At 69.6% G+C, this 18,517-nt stretch carries 20 protein-coding genes; 8 read left to right on the top strand and 12 right to left on the bottom strand.

The annotated features are described in order from the left end of the window. Positions 1-178: 178 nt before the first annotated feature. Both ACY1JX_RS00940 and ACY1JX_RS00935 read left to right on the top strand, forming a co-directional pair. Entirely contained in the window at positions 179-1,408 is a 1,230-nt protein-coding gene (locus tag ACY1JX_RS00940) for a hypothetical protein (protein WP_462564901.1), read from the top strand. Between the two features lie 226 nt (positions 1,409-1,634). Further along, positions 1,635-1,958 carry a hypothetical protein gene (locus ACY1JX_RS00935; protein ID WP_462564900.1) on the top strand — a complete coding sequence of 108 codons (324 nt, stop codon included), beginning with the start codon at positions 1,635-1,637 and terminating at the stop codon, positions 1,956-1,958. Between the two features lie 132 nt (positions 1,959-2,090). On the opposite strand, the gene ACY1JX_RS00930 is transcribed toward ACY1JX_RS00935, so the two are convergent. Next, entirely contained in the window at positions 2,091-3,041 is a 951-nt protein-coding gene (locus tag ACY1JX_RS00930; RefSeq protein WP_462564899.1) for a class II glutamine amidotransferase, read from the bottom strand. 289 nt (positions 3,042-3,330) lie between these two features. On the opposite strand from ACY1JX_RS00930, the gene ACY1JX_RS00925 reads away from it, so the two are divergent. Then, positions 3,331-4,950 carry a DEAD/DEAH box helicase gene (locus ACY1JX_RS00925; RefSeq protein WP_462564898.1) on the top strand — a complete coding sequence of 540 codons (1,620 nt, stop codon included), beginning with the start codon at positions 3,331-3,333 and terminating at the stop codon, positions 4,948-4,950. A 24-nt stretch (positions 4,951-4,974) separates the two neighbouring features. Here the strand turns inward: ACY1JX_RS00925 and ACY1JX_RS00920 are convergent, their stop codons facing one another. The 3 genes from ACY1JX_RS00920 to ACY1JX_RS00910 are packed head-to-tail and all read right to left on the bottom strand — an operon-like array spanning position 4,975 to position 7,365. Continuing rightward, a complete protein-coding gene (locus tag ACY1JX_RS00920; RefSeq protein ID WP_462564897.1) occupies positions 4,975-5,532 on the bottom strand; it encodes a hypothetical protein in 558 nt (185 codons plus the stop codon). A 13-nt stretch (positions 5,533-5,545) separates the two neighbouring features. Continuing rightward, positions 5,546-6,175 carry a response regulator gene (locus tag ACY1JX_RS00915; RefSeq protein WP_462564896.1) on the bottom strand — a complete coding sequence of 210 codons (630 nt, stop codon included), beginning with the start codon at positions 6,173-6,175 and terminating at the stop codon, positions 5,546-5,548. Beyond that, on the bottom strand, positions 6,172-7,365 hold the full coding sequence (locus ACY1JX_RS00910; RefSeq protein WP_462564895.1) for a sensor histidine kinase: 1,194 nt from the start codon (positions 7,363-7,365) through the stop codon (positions 6,172-6,174). Before ACY1JX_RS00910 ends, ACY1JX_RS00915 begins: the two co-directional genes overlap by 4 nt. Positions 7,366-7,554: 189 nt before the next feature. Between ACY1JX_RS00910 and ACY1JX_RS00905 the strand changes: the two genes are divergently transcribed. Both ACY1JX_RS00905 and ACY1JX_RS00900 read left to right on the top strand, forming a co-directional pair. Beyond that, positions 7,555-8,622, top strand: a complete 1,068-nt coding sequence (locus ACY1JX_RS00905) for an ABC transporter permease (RefSeq protein ID WP_462564894.1) — start codon at positions 7,555-7,557, stop codon at positions 8,620-8,622. Next, positions 8,619-9,335, top strand: coding sequence for an ABC transporter ATP-binding protein (locus ACY1JX_RS00900; RefSeq protein ID WP_462564893.1), 717 nt, complete (start codon positions 8,619-8,621; stop codon positions 9,333-9,335). The genes ACY1JX_RS00905 and ACY1JX_RS00900 overlap by 4 nt, the downstream gene beginning before the upstream one ends. Here the strand turns inward: ACY1JX_RS00900 and ACY1JX_RS00895 are convergent. Further along, positions 9,316-10,443, bottom strand: a complete 1,128-nt coding sequence (locus ACY1JX_RS00895; protein WP_462564892.1) for a zinc-dependent alcohol dehydrogenase family protein — start codon at positions 10,441-10,443, stop codon at positions 9,316-9,318. The genes ACY1JX_RS00900 and ACY1JX_RS00895 overlap by 20 nt on opposite strands. 35 nt (positions 10,444-10,478) lie before the next feature. Then, entirely contained in the window at positions 10,479-11,330 is an 852-nt protein-coding gene (locus ACY1JX_RS00890) for an SDR family oxidoreductase (protein ID WP_462564891.1), read from the bottom strand. A gap of 78 nt (positions 11,331-11,408) precedes the next feature. Between ACY1JX_RS00890 and ACY1JX_RS00885 the strand changes: the two genes are divergently transcribed. Both ACY1JX_RS00885 and ACY1JX_RS00880 read left to right on the top strand, forming a co-directional pair. Beyond that, positions 11,409-11,885 carry an Rrf2 family transcriptional regulator gene (locus ACY1JX_RS00885; protein ID WP_462564890.1) on the top strand — a complete coding sequence of 159 codons (477 nt, stop codon included), beginning with the start codon at positions 11,409-11,411 and terminating at the stop codon, positions 11,883-11,885. Positions 11,886-11,890: 5 nt separating this feature from the next. Further along, positions 11,891-12,634 carry an alpha/beta fold hydrolase gene (locus ACY1JX_RS00880; protein ID WP_462564889.1) on the top strand — a complete coding sequence of 248 codons (744 nt, stop codon included), beginning with the start codon at positions 11,891-11,893 and terminating at the stop codon, positions 12,632-12,634. Here the strand turns inward: ACY1JX_RS00880 and ACY1JX_RS00875 are convergent. The 5 genes from ACY1JX_RS00875 to ACY1JX_RS00855 form a co-directional block, all read right to left on the bottom strand. Continuing rightward, positions 12,572-12,991 carry a DUF6069 family protein gene (locus ACY1JX_RS00875; RefSeq protein WP_462564888.1) on the bottom strand — a complete coding sequence of 140 codons (420 nt, stop codon included), beginning with the start codon at positions 12,989-12,991 and terminating at the stop codon, positions 12,572-12,574. The genes ACY1JX_RS00880 and ACY1JX_RS00875 overlap by 63 nt on opposite strands. Then, a complete protein-coding gene (locus tag ACY1JX_RS00870) occupies positions 12,988-13,971 on the bottom strand; it encodes an RNA polymerase subunit sigma-70 (protein WP_462564887.1) in 984 nt (327 codons plus the stop codon). Before ACY1JX_RS00870 ends, ACY1JX_RS00875 begins: the two co-directional genes overlap by 4 nt. 103 nt (positions 13,972-14,074) lie before the next feature. After that, positions 14,075-15,391: a hypothetical protein gene (locus ACY1JX_RS00865; RefSeq protein WP_462564886.1), complete on the bottom strand. Its 1,317-nt coding sequence runs from the start codon at positions 15,389-15,391 to the stop codon at positions 14,075-14,077. A gap of 105 nt (positions 15,392-15,496) precedes the next feature. Next, positions 15,497-16,036, bottom strand: coding sequence for a DUF2231 domain-containing protein (locus tag ACY1JX_RS00860; protein WP_286928454.1), 540 nt, complete (start codon positions 16,034-16,036; stop codon positions 15,497-15,499). Between the two features lie 33 nt (positions 16,037-16,069). After that, positions 16,070-16,528 carry a GNAT family N-acetyltransferase gene (locus ACY1JX_RS00855; protein ID WP_286928453.1) on the bottom strand — a complete coding sequence of 153 codons (459 nt, stop codon included), beginning with the start codon at positions 16,526-16,528 and terminating at the stop codon, positions 16,070-16,072. Between the two features lie 365 nt (positions 16,529-16,893). On the opposite strand from ACY1JX_RS00855, the gene ACY1JX_RS00850 reads away from it, so the two are divergent. Further along, positions 16,894-17,490, top strand: coding sequence for a C40 family peptidase (locus tag ACY1JX_RS00850; RefSeq protein WP_286928451.1), 597 nt, complete (start codon positions 16,894-16,896; stop codon positions 17,488-17,490). 56 nt (positions 17,491-17,546) lie between these two features. Here ACY1JX_RS00850 and ACY1JX_RS00845 read toward each other — a convergent pair whose 3' ends face one another. Then, the gene (locus ACY1JX_RS00845) at positions 17,547-18,503 is read right to left on the bottom strand and encodes an NAD(P)-dependent alcohol dehydrogenase (protein WP_462564885.1); all 957 of its coding nucleotides are present in this window, start codon (positions 18,501-18,503) and stop codon (positions 17,547-17,549) included. Positions 18,504-18,517 lie beyond the last annotated feature (14 nt).

The raw sequence follows: 18,517 nt of genomic DNA, 5'->3' as shown, positions 1-18,517 counted from the left end.
CACCCCTTGCGCCCAGAATGCAGAGGCCTCTAGGGCTAGGCACCGTGGTGATGTGAGGGAACTCATCTCTCAGCAGGCCCCCGCTTGCGGAGAAACGGTGACACGGACCGATCCTGATCAGAAATGTCGGTACCCGCGCCTAACGTTCTTTCGAGCCCACAGCGGCGACAAGGGGTGCATGACCATGGACCGAGACCCGTACAACGACCACGCGCTGTGGCCTGTTCTCGACAACTTGAAAGAAATGCTCGCGGGGGACCTCGCGGGGGAGGCTGAGGAAGGCCGGAGCGAGATCCGGTTGGCACACTCTGTTGTGCAGTACGTGGAATCACTCCGCGGTGTGGACCCGGGCCTCGTAGATGAGGGCGTCCTCGCGTCGCTCGCCCAGGACCTGACCAACGCTCGGGATTATTTGACGACCTACCTTCAGGACCGCGAGACGAATGCCGGAGTTCTCGCGTCCAACGCCGTTACGTCCTTCACTGGTGCGCGAAACACAGCCGTCCAGTCGATGCCGCCGCCGCCCGCAGACGAACAGGTACGCGCCGCCCAGGAGGCGACGGACCGGTACAAGCAGGCAGCGGACGCTGAGATCGCTGCGCTGCGCGATCTGGTCGGTGGCCTGAAGCAGCGCATTGCCGAGGCCGACGAGCAGCGCACCGCTGACGCTGAGACGGCGGAGGCGTCCTTGGAAGGGTTGCAGGAGAAGATCGCTGAGGGCGAGCAGGCCGTTGCGACGCAAACGACCCAACTGCAGGAACAGATCGAAACGCAACGGGCCGCTTTCTCTGAGGAAGCCGAGCAGCGCGAGACTGCATTCAAGGAGTCGGAGCAGGAGCGCGAGGCAGCGGGCAATGAGCAACGCGAGCAGCAGTCGCAGCGAGCGACAGAACTGCTGTCCGAATTGCAGGGCTACAGGGAACAGGCACGCGGGCTGATCGAGGCTACGGGCCGCGACGCCGTCTCGGGCGACTACCAGGTGTGGGCGAAGACTCAGGGCAAGGTCGCCAAGTGGTGGAACATCGCCGCCGTGGCGGTGGGTCTAATCACCGTCGGCGCTTTGGTCTGGGTGGTGCTCGGCGCCCGCAATGACACCACGCAGTTCCTGATCGCTAAGAGCAGTGTCGGTATTATTGGCTTGATCGTCGCCGGGTACTGCGGACGTCAGGCCGCTGAACACAGGGCGGAGGAGCGGACCGCGAAGCGGCTCGGATTGGACCTGGCTGCGCTGGAGCCATTCCTGGAGAACGTCGAGGATCCGCAGGAGTTGCGGGTCGAGATCGCTCGGCGCGTGTTCGCGCCGGAGCCTCCGGCGCCTGATGAGCGACGCATCTCGCTAGGCCGCCGGCGAATGTCGCTGAGCGAGTTGACCGAGTTCGTAAAGATCATCAGGAACCCACCGGTCTAAGTCCCGAGCCCCGCAGTTCGTTGGTCGGTCGAGCTCGCAGACGACGGCCAGGACCGATCTGCTTGCCTCATCCACCGGACGGACCAAGGCGACAAGTGTCGGCGCGAATGCAGGGACGGCCGCACGACCCCGATTCGGTACGGACGGTGCTGCGACGTTCCGCCGCGGTCCGGCCGGGTTCGCGAATCTCAGCAACTGAATCTCAGACGGCGACATACTGATCATCATGGGACAGCAGGAGATCAACGAAGCGATGGTTATTGCCAACGCTACGGACGAGAAGGTCAGCCAACTCTTGGAAAAACTGACGGTCATCGAGGACAGTTTCGATGACTACGAGTCCGAGGCCGCGTGGCGGGCCACGCTCGATGCGATCGAATCTGAGATCACCAACGCTCAGGAGGAGCGGGACGAGGCCGAGCGGGTATTCCAAGCCGCACTCGCTGACGACCTCGGTGGCGATGGCGGCTCCGGCGGTACTTCTTATTGCTGCGGGATGATGTACGACGGCGGTGAGGACACGTGCCGAAGCTGTGGCGATCCGCTTTAGCCGCAGATGACGAACACCAAGCCTTGGATCGCCACGCAGAGCTTGACGTGCGCCAACCCGAGCGGGTCGGCGCACGTCGCGCCTAAACATTCCCAGCTTGACGTCTAGTCGACGACAGACAGACCCCGCCCTCTACACCTTCAGCTTGTCAACGGTCTTGGTGATCTTCTCGCCGTCCCTCTCGAGGAACACGATCTCGCCGAACTCCAACAGGCCCCAGTCCGCCTTGCTGTCGGTCAACGGCTCGGAGGCGAAGATGACGCCGGTCGCGTTGTCGACGGTGCACTCCTCGAAGTCGTAGGTCGGGCCGTCGTGGTCGAAGTTGCGGCCCATCAGCAGGTACATCGGCTCCAGGAGCATGGAGAGGGCGTAGTCGTCCGTGCCGGGGCCGGACTTGCGCAGCTCCTCCCAGTCCCCCGCCGGGTCGGGCTCGCCGTGGTGCCCGGTGCCGACGTTGACCCCGATGATCCGGTTCGGAGAGACCAGCGCCAGCTTCAGCTTGGCCAGCGCAGGCAGATCGAGGTCCTTCATCGCCTGCACGAGGAGTCGCATGACCTCTTCGAAGGCGCGCTTCACGTCCTCGTCGCTGTCGCTCTCGAGCAGGGACAGCAGCAGCACGTAGAGGAACTCGGTGTCCGTGGTGCCCACCATCTGCTCGAGGTACTCGTCCTTGCAGTGCTGCAGCAGCTCGCGCTGCAAGAGCTGCCAGTTCGGCACGTCGCCGTTCTGCGCGACGATCCACGGCGTCCCCTCGAAGGAGAAGGGGTGGCAGTTCTCGTCGGCCAGCACGGTCTTGGAGTTGTAGTCCGCCGCCCTGACGTGGGCGAGCATGGTGCTGACCTGGAGGCTCGGCACGATGCCGACGACGTTGTCGTCGTAGAAGGCGGCCATGGGGCGGTGGTAGAGGAACGGCTTCTCCGGCTTGAGCAGGTGCTCGCTCCACGCTCCGAATCCCCACCCGGCCAGTTGGAGCTGCGGGTGGCGCTCCGGGTCGAGGGCCTGGTTGATGAGGCTGTTCTCAGGCTTGAGCAGCAGGTCTTCCAGCGGTACTTCTGATCCGAGATAGGCCAGAACGCGGCACATGGGCTTCCTTCACTGATCGATCATGATCCGGGACGTGGTCGGTCGGCACAGGCCCGCGCGCTCGAAGGGACGCAAGCGTCCCGAGCCTAGGGGCGATGGGTGGAGACGGCGACCGGGACGCCTCCCCCGGGCGAGCCAGCTCTGTTCGGGTCGGACACCCAGATAGCGTCCAGAGGTGGCCAGTCCTCGCCGATCCGGTGCTCGCCGACGCACCGCGTCTCCGCGCCGTGGCGGGACGCGACAGCAGTCGCGGCCGTTGCCGGCCGCCGGACCGGGTGAACGGATCTGGGTGCTCGACGTGCCGTACGGGACACAGGTCGACGGCGCCACCTGGCACCCAGCGGTCAAGACTCACCTCCACGTCGGACGCGCGCTGCCCGAGCACCTCGCCCCGTACGCTCCGGGGCCCCACACGCTCGGTCGGTTCATCGAGAACTCCCTCAATCCCGACCGTCCGACGCCGCGCCCCGAACCGACCGATGAGCTTGAGCCGCGGAGGATCCAGTTCGAGGCGGCCGACGCGATCGCGGCGCGTGCGGCGGCGGGCGGGCGGCAGTTCCTGCTGGCCGATGAGCCCGGCGTGGGCAAGACGATCTCTGCCGTTCTCGGCGCGACGGCGGTGGCCGATCTCCGAGCTGCGCGGCGGGTGCTCGTGGTGGCCGACCGACCCGCCGCGATCACGATCGGGCACTGGTGCCGCACGATCACCGCACTCGGCGACGGCGGCCTCGAATGGGTGGTCATCACGTGGGACCGGTTGGAGAAGGTCAAGGACCACACGTGGGACGTCATCATCGCGGACGAGGCTCACGCGCTGCGACGGACGACGACGAAGCGATGGAAGCTCTGGGCACGGATCTCCGGACACGGCCGCCCGCACGACAAGGCGCCGTTCGTCATCGCGACCACCGCGACGCCCGGGCACACGCCACTCGAGCTGCCGTACCTCGCTCCGGCCTATGCGCAGGTGCTCGGTGAGCCGATGAAGGAGTGGACCTCGTCGACGCAACCCGCAGCCGCGTTCGCCGACGCGCTCGAGCGCCACGGCGTCGGCGTGGAGCGGGGACGCTACGGCGCGACGTGGACCACCGACCCCGCTCGGCGCGCCGCAGATCTCAAGCTGGTGCGCGGCTGGCTGAGTGAGGAACGGCCTCCGGCCATGCTGCACCGCTCCGCACCGTGGGGGCCGGTACCGATCTCCGGCATGCCCGTGGCGCTCACCCCGGCGGAACGGAGCGCCTATGAGTCCGAATGGGGCCAGTTCTGCCATGAGATGGACATCGCCCGGCGCGGCCGCAACGTCGCGAAGGGCCGCTCCGCGCTGTTGCGCTTCCGGCAGAAGGCCGGACTGATCCGCGTCGACTCGACCGTCGCCTGGATCGCCCAGCAGGTCGAGGCCGAGCGGCAGGTCGCGTGCTCCGTCGAGTTCGTGGCGACCGCCGCTGACCCGATCGCCGACCGTCTGCGCGAGACCGGCATCGAGGTCGCCACCATCTACGGCCGTGACCGGTTCGACGTCGAGGCCGAGCGGCTCCGGTTCCAGACGGGACAGGCGAAGGTCTGCGTGTTCACGACCGTCGCCTCGATCAGCCTGCACGCCGGCGAGATCCTCGCCGACGGTCGCTGTGGGAGCACCGAGCCGCGGGTCGGCATCTTCCACCAAGCGCGCTTCTCGGGCATCGCCGGACGACAGGTGACCGGCCGAACCCACCGCGACCACCAGGTCTCGCCGTGGCACATCGCCTACGCCGAGGGCACCGTGGAGGAACGGGTCGGCAAGGTCATGGTGGAGCGGATCGCCGCAGCCTCCGACACCGCGGGAGGCGACACCACGGGCTTCAGCGAGCTCGCCGAGCTCCTGGGGGCCGACTGGCTGCCGGCCACGGCCCTGATCGAGGACGGAGTCTGATCCGTCACGACCAGGACACCGACCTCACGCGAGATCGGAGAGGCGGGCCTTCCAGTAGGGACGCCAGCGCTGACCTTCGGCCGTCGACGCGAGGCCGGCGTGCTGGATCGCGATCCGACCGGCCGAGACGTCCACCTTGACCGTCGAGCCGTCCGCCAGCTTCGCTCGCCAGTAGCGCCACTTCTCCGTCGAGCTCACGCGTGGGTCCCCCTCGACCGCCACGCCGTCGAACGCATCCTGGCCGGCGACGAGGTCAAGCCAGCGCTCGAGCAGCTCGTCGAGCGTGCCGACGACCTTCTTCGACGCCGACACCGCGTGGTCCCCCGCCGCCAGCTGGCCCTTCTCCCGCAGGCCGTGCTGGTGTCCGTACTCGATCGCGATGGTCTGGGCCCACCAGCCGTCGTTGAACGGCTTGCCGTTCGCCGCGTGCTGCGTGATGCCGAGCTCGTGGACGCGCTCCAGCGCAAGCCTCGCGATGTCGGGGTGCGGAAGTTCCTGGGCTCCCTGCTCGGTCAGCCACTCGTCCCAGGAGGTCCACGCGGTTCCGGTGGCCTTGGTGATGCTCGCCGCCTTCGATGCCATGGGGACGAGTTTCTCAGGCGCGGCCGATGACGCCCCGCCGACGCGCCTCAGCGACCGCCGCGGTGCGCGAGTTCACGCCCAGCTTGGGGTAGATGTGCGCCAGATGGGACTTCACGGTGGTCTCGCTCAGGTGCAGTCGCCGGGCGATGTCCGTGTTGCTGTGCCCCGCGGCGACCAGGTTCAGCACCTCGAGCTCCCGCGCGCTCAGGGACGTCCGCGGCTGCTGCATCCGCGCGAGGAGGCGCGTCGCCACCGACGGTGACAGAGCGGTCTGACCTGCGGCAGCGGCATGGATCGCCGCGGTGATCTCCTCCGGTGCCGCATCCTTCAGCAGATAGCCGGCGGCACCCGCCTCGATGGCCTCGATGATGTCGGCGTCGGTGTCGAAGTTCGTCAGGACGAGCACAGCGGGCGGCTCCGCCAGTTCGCGAATCTCGCGGGTGGCCCGCGCACCCTCGAAGACACGGTTGAACTGCAGGTCCATCAACACGACGTCGGGGTGGCTCCGCCGAACCTCGTCGAGGGCCTCCGCCGTGGTGCCCACGGCCGCGACGACCTCGATCGTCCCCTCGGTCTCGAACAGTGCGCACAGGGCGGCGCGCATCAGTGGGTGGTCGTCGACGATGAGGACGCGCACGCTCATCCGGCCACTCCGAAGCTCGCCACGACGCTGGTCCCGTGCCCGGGGCGGGACTCCACGTCGAGTCGACCACCGAGGGACGCCGCCCGCTCGCGCATGGCCGCCAGACCGAACGACGTCGAGGCGTCCCCGAGCGGCCCGAGGTGGGCCGGGTCGAACCCGACACCGTCGTCGACGACGTCGAGGATGACCTCGTCATCGAGCCGCGTCAGGGTCACGTCGACCCGAGTGGCGTGGGCGTGCTGAATCACGTTCGCCATCGCGCCCTGGGCGATGCGCAGGAGAGCCGTCTCCACCGGCATGGGCAGGACGCCGGTGTCGGCCGGCACGTCGACCTCGACCTGCAGACCGGTGGTGTCCCGGGTTCGTACTCCCAGCCGCACCAGCGCATCCCCGATGCCGGCGTTCCGCAACGCGGGTGGGGCCAGGGCGTGGATGAACTCGCGTGTCTCCGCCAAGGCCTCGGTGGCCGCTTGTCGGGCCTGCTCCAGCCGCTCGCCGCCCTTCGGCGTACCGGGACCGCTCCGCTGTGCGGCATGCAGCAGCATGATGACGCTCGAGAGGGACTGCGAGACGGTGTCGTGGATCTCGCGGGCCAGCCGTTCGCGTTCGGCCACCACGCCCGCGGCATGCTCGGCCACCACCAGCTGGTCGCGAGTCCGCGTCAGCTCCTCGATCAGCCGCTGTCGTTGCGCGACCTCGCGTTGGAGGGCCTCGTAGCCCCAGCCGATCACGATGGCGACTCCCGCGCCCAGGGCCGGCCCGACGATCCCGGCGACGTCGAAGCCCCGGTGCAGGCCGAAGGCGCCGATCGCGACCATCGTGGCGCCGATCACCGCCATGACGCCCAGCGCCGTCCCGAGCTGGCGCAGGTAGAGGAAGAACAGCGCGAAGACCAGGTAGGTCGCCTCCACGCTGAGCCACATCAGCGCGAGCCACTCCAGGGTCAGGGCCACGATCCACCACCAGCCCCGCCGTCCCGGCTCGGGCAGCGCGCCCTCCGGCACGACCCCGAGGACGTACGTGACGGCGAACAGCGTCGCCAGGGAGAGCACCGCGATGCGATCCACAGGGGTTCCGTCGGCGGAGTTGAGCACCACGATCGCGATCAGTGCGGCCACCAGCGCGTGGAGTGACATCGAGAGCCAGGTCGAGACCGGGCCGATCCCGCGGCTGCTGTCGTCCCGCTTCACACCCACATCACCGATCCAGTCTAGGTGTCGCGACGGTCGGTGCCCCTCGTTCGAAAGGTGGAATTGCGCCTCGTTCGTTCGCCCTTGGGAGAGCGTTCGGGTGCACGATGGCGCGACGCCGGAATCGAGCGACGGTGGAGGGGACGCACCGGTCACCGGGATCGTGCGCACCTCTCTCGAAGGAATCCCATGTTCGTCGCCTGGCGCGACCTCAAAGTGGCGAAGGGACGATTCGCGCTCATCGCCGTCGTCGTCACGCTCATCACCGTCCTGGTGACCTTCCTCGCCGGACTCACCGGAGGGCTGGCCCAGCAGAACGTCTCGGCCATCACCTCCCTCGACGCGGACCGCATCGTCTTCTCGACTCCGGACGGCCAGCCGGCGTCCTACACCGACTCGGCGGTCACCCAGGCCCAGGCCGAGACCTGGACCCGCCGGGACGGGGTCACCTCCGTCGACCCGCTGGGCATCAGCACCTCTCGGGTGTCCGCAGCCGACCGGAACGAGACCGTCGCGCTGTTCGGTGGCGGCCCGCCCACGTCCTCTGAGCCGACACCTCCGCGTGGCCACGTCGGCTTGGGCGCGGAGACGGCGCAGGAGCTGCGCGTCGTTGCCGGCGACACGGTCCGGATCACGGACCGCACGTTCGTCGTCGACGCCATCCGTGACGTTTCGTGGTACTCCCACCTGCCGGTGGCCAACCTCGCGCTGGAGGACTGGCAGCAGCTCGCCGCACGACCCGGCGAGCCGGAACCGTTCGCGACCGTCCTGGCCGTCTCCGGATCGCAGGTCGACTTCGCCGCTGCCGACGCCGAGGCGGGCACGGAGTCCACTGGTGTGCTGACCTCGCTCCCGGCACTCGGGTCCTTCAAGTCAGAGATCGGATCGCTGCTGCTCATGGTCGGGATGCTCTTCGGCATCTCGGCCCTGGTCGTCGGCGCGTTCTTCACCGTGTGGAGCATCCAGCGGCAGCCGGACATCGCGGTGCTCAAGGCGCTCGGCGCCACCAACCGCATGCTGACGCTCGACGCCCTGGGACAGGCCGCCGTCGTGCTGCTCGTCGGCGTGACGACCGGGATCGCGGTGACCGCGGTGCTGGGCACCGCGGCCGGCGCTGCCCTGCCCTTCGTCCTGAGTCCGCTGACGACGGTGCTGCCCGGGCTCATCATGACGGCACTCGGGCTCGCCGGCGCCGGTCTCGCCACCGGCTCAGTCACCCGCATCGACCCCCTCACCGCCCTCGGGAGCAACCGATGATCGACCTCGCCAACATCACCCTGACCTTCCCCGACGGCACATCCCGCGTGACCGCGATCGACGACGCCAGCCTGCACGTCGAGGCCGGAGCCACGGTGGGCATCACCGGCCCGTCGGGATCCGGGAAGTCCAGCCTGCTGGCCGTCGCCTCGACGTTGATCACCCCCGACCGGGGCACGGTCACCATCGACGGCATCGAAGCGACCGATCTCACCCTTCCCGAGCGAGCCGAGCTCCGCCGCACACGAGTGGGACTGGTCTTCCAGCAGTCGAACCTGCTGGCCTCCCTGACGGCCTTCGAGCAGCTGCTGGTGATGAACGAGCTCACGACCGACCGCCAGCGCCGTGGCGCACGGAACGCCACCCGCGAGCGAGCCGCCGAGCTCCTCGAGGCCGTCGGGCTGAGCCGCGACGCCGACAAACGACCCGCGCAGCTCTCGGGCGGCCAACGCCAGCGGGTCAACATCGCCCGCGCGCTGATGCACCGTCCGTCGGTGCTGATCGTCGACGAGCCCACCAGCGCACTGGACCAGGAACGTGGCACCCAGATCGTCGACCTGCTGCTGAGGCTCACGGCCGAGCACGACACCGCGACGATCCTCGTCACCCATGACCAGCGCATCCTGCCGCGCCTGACCAGTGCCCACACGATGGTCGACGGCCGGCTGCGTCCCCTCGCTCTGGACGCGTCCGTCAGCGCATCGGGTCGATGATCGTCATGCCGGCGAGCTTCGCTTGGTCGAAGACCGGGAGCAGGGCCGCCGCTTCGTCGAGTCCGATGGTGCGCTCGATGAGACGCTGCGGCTCCAGCGAGCCCTGCTCGATGAGCGCCATCATGCCCGGGTAGTCGGCAGCGGCCATGCCGTGGCTGCCGAAGAGGTCGAGCTCCCAGCCGATGACGCGCTCCATCGGCACGCGTGGGTGGCCCTCGATCGACGGGAGCAGGCCGACTTGGGCGAGGCGGCCGCGGCGACGCAGGCTGAGGATCGCGTCGGCGCAGGTCTGCTCGCTGCCCACCGCGTCCACCGCGACGTGGCTCCCGCCGCCGGTCAGCTCCGCGACAGCCCCGCCGACATTTGTGACGCGGTTCGGCTCTCGACCGGCTTTCGAGCCGACTGCCGTCACAAAAGTCGCGGCGGGCGCAGGGCCTGGGCCTTCGGGGAGATCGGGGCCAGCGAGGAGCGTGTGCTCAGCGCCGAGGTCGGCGGCGACGGCGAGTGCCTCGGGATTCCGGTCGACGGCGATGACGCGGGCGCCGAGCGCGCGGGCGATCATGACAGAGCTGAGGCCCACTCCCCCGGCGCCGACCACCGTGACCCACTCGCCCTCGACGACCCGCGCGCGCCCGACGAGCGCGCGGTAGGCCGTGGCGAACCGGCAGCCCAGGCTTGCCGCGGTCGCGAAGTCGACCGACTCGGGGATCCGCACGAGGTTCGTGTCGGCCGCGTGCACGGCGACGTACTCGGCGAACGAGCCCCAGTACGTGAATCCGGGCTGCTCCTGGTCGGGGCAGACCTGCGCGTCGCCGGCCAGGCACCACTCACAGGTGCCGCAGCCGGCGACGAACGGGACCGTGACGCGGTCGCCCACGCTCCAGAGCGTGACGCCGGACCCGACCTCGGAGATCACGCCGGCCAGCTCGTGGCCCGGCACGTGAGGAAAGGTGATGCCGTCGTCGTGGCCGGCCCACCCGTGCCAGTCACTGCGGCACAGGCCGGTGGCCACCACCCGCACCACCACTCCGCCGTCCGGTGCCGTGGGCTCCGGGACGTCGCGGATCTCCGGCTGGGCCCGGACGGTATCGAGGACTAGCGCGCGCACCGCCTCATCCTGTCAGGCGGGCGCGCGCGGCGCCCTCAATCGCGAACGAGCAGGTCCTCCAGGGCGGTCGGCGTACGGCCGCCGACCCGCTCGACCACGTCGGTGACGCGGGCCAGCTTGCCGAGCCGGATCGAGGCGCCGAACGACACGAGCAGCGGCGCGAACGCCTCCGGCACACCAGCGGCAACGAGTCCACCCTGATAAGCCTCGTCGTCGACGTTGATGACCTCGACGGGGCGTCCGGCGAGCTTCGTGGCGAGCGCGGCCAGATCCGTGGCGGTCACCGCGGCGGGGCCGGTCACGTCGTAGGCCTGGCCCTCGTGGCCCTCGCCCGTGAGGACGCCCACCGCGACGGCGGCGACGTCGTCGCGCGTGACGTAGGCGGCTCCGCCGTCACCGGTGTTGGTGAACAGCTGGCCGCTGGCGGCCGCCTGCTCGATCGTGCCGACCTGCATCTCGGCGTAGAGGTTGTTGCGCAGCATCGTCCACGCCAGGCCGCTGGCGCGGAGTGCGTCCTCGGTGGCCGCGTGGTCGGGGACGACACCGGAGGGGTTGTCCTCGGTCGGCTCGGGGATCGACGTGTAGGCGACGTGCCGCACGCCGGCCTTCACGGCGGCGTCGATGGCGGCGCGGTGGCCGTCGACCCGGGCACCGACCACGTCGGTGGAGATCAGCAGCATCCGCTCCACGCCGGCGAGCGCGTCGACCAGGCCGTCCGGCTGGTCGAAGTCGGCGGCACGGACGGTCGCACCGCGATCGGCGAACTCCGAGAGCTTGGCGGGGTCGCGCGTCAGCAGCACGACCTCGGAGGGGTCGACGGTGGCGAGGAGCTGGTCGGCGACGAGGCGGCCGAGCTGGCCGGAGGCACCGGTGATGGCGAGGGTCATGGGGTTCCCGATCTGTAGTTACGGTGATGACAGTTCATAACTGTAGTCACGACGATGGCGGTATGGCAAGATGGGGTCATGGCCAGGTCCACCAACACCCAGTTCGCGGTGGCAGTGCACGTGCTGACGTACCTCGCCGCCAGTGCGGCGGCGGGTCGCGTAGCGCCCGTGGGCTCCGAGGAGCTGGCCGGCAGCACTGCCGTGAACCCCGTGCACGTGCGCAAGGTGCTGGGTCCCCTGCGTGCCGGCGGCCTGGTCCGTTCGCGCCCCGGCGCCCGCGGCGGCTGGGAGCTGGCGGTCGACCCCGCATCCGTCACGCTCGCGCAGGTCTGGCAACTGCTCCAGGGCGACGATCCGGTGCTCGGGATCCATGGCCCCAATCCGGCGTGCGCCGTCGGCGGCAGCATCCAGGGCGTGCTGACCGACCTCGACCGACTTGTGACGGAGGCGATCGTCGCAAGGCTCGACGCGATCTCGCTGAAGGACGTCCTCACGGACGCGGGCTTCGACGCCGACGACTACGCGGCGCTCACCTCCATGGCCGGGATGCCCTGAGCCGCATGGCCGAGCTCGACGGGATCTGGTGGTCCTCGGCGGGTGAGGGACCTGCGGTGGTGGTGCCGCGCCTGAACGTCGACTGGTCGTCGGTGGACCTGTCCGCCCTCACGGAGCGGTTCCGGGTGGTGATCGTGGCTCCGCGCGGATTCGGGCCGAGCGTTCGTCCCGGGTCGTATGACGTGCGGGGCTTCGTCGGCGACGTCGAGCGGGTGATCGACCACCTCGGCATCGGCTCCTACGCCACGTTCGGGTACTCGATGAACGGCGTGATGGCCGCTCGGCTCGCCCTGAGCAGCCCCCGCGTGACGGCGGTGGCCTGTGGCGGCTTCCCGCTGACCGCCGACCTGAGCGGCATGGGCGACCGTGCGCGAGATCGCAACACCTCCGCGCGCGAAGACCCCGAGGCCTGGGAGGAGGTCCTCGCGACCTACGACCCCGCGGCCGCCGAGGCGTTCTGGGACGACATCGCCACCCTGCCGCCCGGCGCACTGGCCGACCTCGACCGCCCGCTTCGCCTCTGGTGGAGCGAGGACGACGCCGTCATGGCCTCGCTCCTCTCCCCCACCCTGCTGGAGCGCGACCTCGACGCCCGCGGCATCCCGTACGAGGTCGTGCCGGGGCTCGACCACGACGGGATGCTGCGGCGGCTCGACCTCGTGCTGCCCGCGATCAGCGAGTGGTTCTCATGGTGTGCGGAGCGGCCGCGCCACGACGGGGATGACCACGGCCGCCGCGACGAGGTGTAGCCCCACGAGGGTGGCCGTCGTCGCCGCGTTCCCACCTGCGAGGAACGGCGGCACCAGCGAGACCGCGGTCAGTGCCAGCGTGGCCTGCAGGAATCGCTGCGCCGGCCTAGCGCTCCACCGTCCCAGCGCCAGCGCGACGGCCACGCCGACGAGCGAGAAGAACACGGTCACCGTGGCGAAGCCGCCCACCGGGATCGCCTCGCCGCCGTCGGGAACCTCGAAGTCCACGCCAGCTGCCTTCGCCAGCGCGGCGCAGGCGGTGGTGACCGCTGCCGCCACGACCGCGGCGACGACGCCGGTGACGGCGACCCTGCCGAGACGGGGACGGGTGCTGACCCGTGCCTCCGCGGCGCTCATGACGCCTCCAGACGCTCGGGCAGACCCAGCCGCGGGAACTGGTCACTGTGGAAGGTGAGGATCTCGCTGATCCTCCCGCCCTCGATCCGCAGCACGTCGACCGTGAGGGGCAGGTAGGCGTTCTCCTGCTCGCGCCAGAGGTAGGCCCCGACCGCGGGCTGCCGGTTCGCCGACGTGGAGACGACCCGCAGGCCCGTCATGCTCTCGAAGCCGCTCTCGACCCAGTCGCCGACCACCGCGTCGCGGCCGACATGCAGTCCCGGAGTCGGCGGCATCGAGCAGCGCACGTCCTCGCGCAGCATCTCGGCGATCGAGTCGATGTCGGTGGCGACGCACGCCTCCGTGTAGCGGCGCACCAGCTCGAGCGTCTCGGGGTCGTCAGCGCCGCCGGTCCACTCCTGGCGCTCGGCCGGCAGGTGCTCGCGCATCCCGGCGCGGGCACGCTGCAGCGCCGAGTTCACCGAGTTCACGGAGTCCCCGAGGAGCTCGGCGACGTCCTTCGCCGGCCAGCCGACCACGTCGCGCAGGATCAGCGCCGCTCGAGGTCGCGGAGCCAGGTGCTGGACCGCGATCAGGTAGGCCAGCTCGATCGTCTCGCGTGCCACGACCCGCGACTCGGGCTCGTCGGCGTCGTCCGCGCGCAGCTCGTCGAGCAGCCGGTCGGGGTACGGCTGGAGCCACAGCACCTCTCCGCCGGTGGCCGGCTCAGGGCGTCGCTTGGTCAGCAGGTCCAAGCAGGCGTTCGTCGCGATCCTGTAGAGCCACGCGCGGAACGTCGAGCGGCCCTCGTAGGTCTCCCGGCGTCGCCAGGCCCGCAGGAACGTCTCCTGCACGGTGTCCTCGGCGTCCTCGAAGGAGCCGAGCATCCGGTAGCAGTGCACGTGCAGCTCGCGCCGGTGCCGCTCGGCCATCGCGGAGAACGTCGACTCGTCGACCTCGGTCATGTCGCTGCGCTCCCCCAGTTGCGTGTCCACACTCATGGCCATCCTCTTCCGACTCGTCATGTCCTGTCACAGGTAAGACGGCGGAAGTGGCGAGAACTCATCACCGGGGGTGGTCGGTGGTTCCACGAGCTCTGTACATCTAGGCGACAGAGCATGCCGCCCGGTTCGAGTCCAGGAACCTCGTTCCCCACTCCACCGCCGCGGCGTAGTGCGCGACTCCGGGGCTGATGCTGTGGATGCGGTTCTCGAGAGCGCCACCGGACGCTCCGAGACCAATCCTCACGATGCAGGCTTCCTCGATCGCCCGAGCCTCGCCGAGGCTCAGCTTCGTGGCCGTGGGGATCAGCTGTGGGGTGAAGGAACGCCCCGCGGACGCATGTTGCGCCTTCCGCGCCGGGAAGTCCTTCGTCCTTCCGACATATCCGGCCCCGATGTAGACGCTGTGTTCCTTCGGCCCACCTCGGAGCTCGACCGGGAGTCTGCGGGTGCCACCGAAGATCTTCTCCCGTGCGCTCGCCTTGTCGGCTTTCGACCACGGAAGGCGCTCGATCGTCATCGCGACGGCACGCGCGGCGCGATCTCCGTGCGCTGCGAACTTCCCCAGAGTGGCGATGACCCGGGCGGTGTCGCCGACGATCGGGACGATCCCGACCAGGCTGAGAATTGCGTCGACGAGGTCCAAGGTTCCCAGATTCGCCGCGAGATCCCGCACGTCACCGACGCCCACCAGCCCACTGATGAGCTGCCCGATCAGGTATTCCGGCGACTGGAGCTGCTGCTCGTTGAGGCGGCCGATCTTGCGAGCAGCCCAAGCCCAGTCGCCCGCGCTCGCTCCCACGACGAAAGCACCCGCTGCCTGGGCCAGACTGAGGTCGTAGGCCAGAGGGTCAGATCCGCGTTCGTACTCCGCCTTGTCCGAGTACGAGTCGTCGTCCGGATTCGCGGACGACGGATCGGAGCCGAACGCCAGTTCCACGTCGTCGCGCAGGCCATCGTCATCGGTGTCCGGCTGGCGAGGGTCCAGATCGGCGAAGAACTCGCTGCCGTCGTCGAGCCCGTCGCCATCGGTGTCGGTCTCAGTCGGGTCGGAGAGTCCGGCGTACGTTTCCGACGCCGCACCCGCAGCGCGCTCACGTGGTCCGGCTTCAAGCGGGTCGACCAGGCCGTCGCCGTCGGTGTCCTGCTTCTTCGGGTCCGTCGTGTACACGCTGCCGTCGCTGACCTTCCAGCCGCGGAGCTCCTCGCGATCGGACAGTCCGTCGCTGTCGGAGTCCCTGAGGGCGTCGAACCAGGGCAGGCCCAGGTTTCGAGCCGCACGGTCAACGGAGTCACTCGCGCCCGCGACATTGAAGGTCAGCGTCGCCGCCACGAGCGTTGCAGCCGCCAGCAGCGCCACGCCTCTCCGGCGGCCACGCCGCACACCATGCGGATCGAGGTGCCGTTCGTTGTCTTCCATCCACCGTCCCGTATCGCCGCTTCCGTCGATGCAGACTAGGCGCTTTCGCGCGCGCCTATCGGTGGAATCCGGAGTTCGCCGGCTCGGGCGATGACGATCGGACCCTCAGGGAGTGGCGACCGTGCGGTTCGCCGTTCCCTTCGTGAGGGCCAGGTGCCCTCCGAGCAGGCCGGCGCCGACCATGACGAGGTTGCCCGCGATCGCGAGCTTCGAGCCCGTGGCGCGGTTCCCCCGCATCCGCGCGACGAGGGACCCGAAGAAGAGGAAGGTGGCGATGTCCGTGCCGGCGGCGTGCACCGCGCCGATCCTGCGTTCCGCGCCCGACAGCTCGGTCCAGTCGGCGGCACCGGCGACGGCGGTCGGTACCGCGGCCGCGAGCCCGCTCGCGACCAGCAGCCTCGCACTGTCGTGCGCCTTCGATCCGCCGGCCACGTCGAGGATCGAGGCACTGAGCCAGCAGCCGAGCGTGACGTCGGTGAGCACGGGATGCACCGAGTGGCCCAGGACTCCGGAGTGCAGCGGGCTTCGCCTGGCCCACTCGAGCAGTGGGCGGTAGACGGTCTGCTGGGCGTCGGCGACCCACTCCGCGACCGGGCTCTCGCCCACGGCCCGGACCATGCCCTGCACCATCGAGCCCGACGACACCCCTTCAACGTACGCCCGCAGTCCGGCGTCGGGCTAGGGGCGCGGACGCCTCAGCACGATCTCGTCGTCGGAGAGCTCGCCGGTCTCGACGAAGCCCAAGGACCGGTAGAGCCCGAGCGCGACCTCGTTGTCGTCCGAGACCGACAGCGCCGCCTCCCGGTAGGGCGTCCCGGAGAGCGCGGGCTCGTCGCGCTCCCACAGGGTCAGCAACGCCTCGACGGTGGCGCGGCCCAGGCCCTCGCCCTGTCGTCCCGCGTCGATCACGAGGCCGCCGATCCAGTGGCTGTCGTCGTCGGGATCGACGGCCCACATGACGTGCCCGACGGTCGTCCCGTCCTCGGTCCGCACGGCACAGGAGCGCCACAGCCCGTCGTACGCCGACAGGCACAGGTAGTAGGTGGGCTCGGCGACCCAGCCGCTCTGGGCCTCGGAGGCGCGGACCTTCGCGATGTCGCGCCAGTTCTCGGCGGTGGCAGGTTCGAGGATGACCATGGGTGCATCCTCCCCGACACCGCGAAAGTGTGAGATGGCTCACGTCATGTCTGTTCGTGCAAACCGCGTTTAGCGCTGGAATGCCAGTAACCGCAACGATCTCAGACGGAAACGGCGGAATCTCTCCGATTCGTGGTCCCGGATTTCACGTGCCTATGGTCCCTGAGGCCCTACTTGGGCCAGGCCGTGAGCACGCTGAACTCGCCGAGGTTCACGGGACCAGTCCATCAACACACAATCGGCGAGCCGGGGAAACCAGCATTGCGTCGCGTTCGCGCGACTTGGGGCTAACCACCGAGCGTGGGGCACACCTTCACTGCCAGTCCGACAGGTCTCTCCTCGAAGGCGTTGAAGGAGATCCCCCTATGCGACATGTCGCAACGATTCTCGCTGCCTCCCTGGCGGCCTCCATCATGACCGTGAGTGCTCCCGCCCAGGCGGCCCCGGCCACCGTCAGCTCGAGCGGCGCCCAGAGCTCCGTCTCCACCACGACCGCGGCCCCGTCCGCGGCCCAGCTCCGCTACCAGCGCATCGTGAAGCGCAAGGCCGCGATCAAGCGCAAGAAGTACGTCATCGCCCGCAAGAAGGCGATCAAGCGCAAGCGCGCCATCATCCGCGGCAAGAAGATCATGAATACCGCCGCGAAGTACAAGGGCACCCCGTACCGCTACGGCGGCGCGAGCCCGTCGGGCTTCGACTGCTCCGGCCTGGTCAAGTACGTCGTGAAGAAGTCCGTCAAGAAGAGCATGCCGCGCGTCGCCGGTGCCCAGATGTCGAAGGGCAAGAAGGTCTCCAAGGGCAACAAGCGCAAGGGCGACCTGATCGGCTTCTACAACGGCTCGGGCGTCTACCACATCGCGATCTACGCCGGGAACAACAAGATCTGGCACTCGCCCCGTCCGGGCAAGTCCGTCGAGAAGGTCAAGATCTGGACCGGTTCGTACAAGGTCCGTCGGGTCTGAGCGACCGCAGATCCCGTCGAGGGCGAGTCACCGCACGGTGGCTCGCCCTTGGCATGTCACGAGGACGGGACCACCACGACCTTGCCCAGGGCACGCCCCTCGCCGACGTGGGCGAGGGCCTCCGGTACCTCGTCGAGGCGGTAGGTCCGCTCGGTGTGCACCCTGACGTCGCCGCGGCTGACCAGGTGGGCGAGCGGCACGAACTGCGCGGGCCCCTCCCTCACCACGAGGACGCCCAGCGAGCGGCCGGTGGCCTTCCCGACCACCGTGCCGGCGGTGAGCACCCGCAGGAGCGTGCCGACCGAGCCGCCCACGCAGCGATACGTCCCGCCGCGCGCCACCGAGCGGCGGTACGCGAGGACGGAGCGGTGCGCCACGAGGTCGAGGACGAGGTCGTACGGCCCGGTCCGGCTGAAGTCCTGGAGCCGGTAGTCGAGCACCTCGTCGGCGCCGACCGAGCGCATGAAGTCCAGCTTGGTGGCGTTGTCGACGCCGGTGACGTGGGCACCGAGGCGCTTCGCGAGCTGGATCGCGAACGAGCCCGATCCGCCGCCCGCGCCGTTGAGCAGCACGCGCGAGCCCGGTCGCGCCCACGCGGTGCCCTGGACCGCGATCGCGCCGGCCTGCGGAATCGTCGAGGCGTCGGCGAAGGAGAGCCCGGCCGGCTTGGCGGCGAGCACCGACTCCGGGGCCACCGCGTACTCCGCGAAGCCGCCCTTCAGCGCGAGGTTGTCGCCGTACACCTCGTCGCCAGGACGGAACGAGGTCACGCCCTCGCCCACGGCCTCGACGACGCCGGCGATGTCGGAGCCGAGTGTGGGGCGCGCCGGGGCCCGCAGCCCTCCGATCCGCGCGTACGCCGGGGACCCGACGAGGCACTCCCAGTCGCTGAGGTTGACCGAGGTCGCCTCGACCCGGACCAGCACCTGGCCCGCTGACGGCGTCGGCACCGGCACGTCCTCGACCCGCAGGACCTCCGGTCCGCCGTAACGGTCATGGACCACCGCTCTCATGTGCGACATCATCC

This window comes from Aeromicrobium sp. JP4, assembly GCF_054957925.1.
The sequence above is the reverse complement of the archived record's forward strand: the minus strand, read 5'-3'. Positions and strand labels throughout refer to the sequence as shown.

What these genes read in the sequence shown, in the direction of transcription:
- ACY1JX_RS00940 (WP_462564901.1), top strand. Translation starts at nt 179, where the DNA reads ATGACCATGGACCGAGACCCGTACAACGACCACGCGCTGTGGCCTGTT.
- ACY1JX_RS00935 (WP_462564900.1), top strand. Translation starts at nt 1,635, where the DNA reads ATGGGACAGCAGGAGATCAACGAAGCGATGGTTATTGCCAACGCTACG.
- ACY1JX_RS00930 (WP_462564899.1), bottom strand. Translation starts at nt 3,041, where the DNA reads ATGTGCCGCGTTCTGGCCTATCTCGGATCAGAAGTACCGCTGGAAGAC.
- ACY1JX_RS00920 (WP_462564897.1), bottom strand. Translation starts at nt 5,532, where the DNA reads ATGGCATCGAAGGCGGCGAGCATCACCAAGGCCACCGGAACCGCGTGG.
- ACY1JX_RS00915 (WP_462564896.1), bottom strand. Translation starts at nt 6,175, where the DNA reads ATGAGCGTGCGCGTCCTCATCGTCGACGACCACCCACTGATGCGCGCC.
- ACY1JX_RS00905 (WP_462564894.1), top strand. Translation starts at nt 7,555, where the DNA reads ATGTTCGTCGCCTGGCGCGACCTCAAAGTGGCGAAGGGACGATTCGCG.
- ACY1JX_RS00900 (WP_462564893.1), top strand. Translation starts at nt 8,619, where the DNA reads ATGATCGACCTCGCCAACATCACCCTGACCTTCCCCGACGGCACATCC.
- ACY1JX_RS00890 (WP_462564891.1), bottom strand. Translation starts at nt 11,330, where the DNA reads ATGACCCTCGCCATCACCGGTGCCTCCGGCCAGCTCGGCCGCCTCGTC.
- ACY1JX_RS00885 (WP_462564890.1), top strand. Translation starts at nt 11,409, where the DNA reads ATGGCCAGGTCCACCAACACCCAGTTCGCGGTGGCAGTGCACGTGCTG.
- ACY1JX_RS00880 (WP_462564889.1), top strand. Translation starts at nt 11,891, where the DNA reads ATGGCCGAGCTCGACGGGATCTGGTGGTCCTCGGCGGGTGAGGGACCT.
- ACY1JX_RS00875 (WP_462564888.1), bottom strand. Translation starts at nt 12,991, where the DNA reads ATGAGCGCCGCGGAGGCACGGGTCAGCACCCGTCCCCGTCTCGGCAGG.
- ACY1JX_RS00870 (WP_462564887.1), bottom strand. Translation starts at nt 13,971, where the DNA reads ATGAGTGTGGACACGCAACTGGGGGAGCGCAGCGACATGACCGAGGTC.
- ACY1JX_RS00865 (WP_462564886.1), bottom strand. Translation starts at nt 15,391, where the DNA reads ATGGAAGACAACGAACGGCACCTCGATCCGCATGGTGTGCGGCGTGGC.
- ACY1JX_RS00855 (WP_286928453.1), bottom strand. Translation starts at nt 16,528, where the DNA reads ATGGTCATCCTCGAACCTGCCACCGCCGAGAACTGGCGCGACATCGCG.
- ACY1JX_RS00850 (WP_286928451.1), top strand. Translation starts at nt 16,894, where the DNA reads ATGCGACATGTCGCAACGATTCTCGCTGCCTCCCTGGCGGCCTCCATC.
- ACY1JX_RS00845 (WP_462564885.1), bottom strand. Translation starts at nt 18,503, where the DNA reads ATGAGAGCGGTGGTCCATGACCGTTACGGCGGACCGGAGGTCCTGCGG.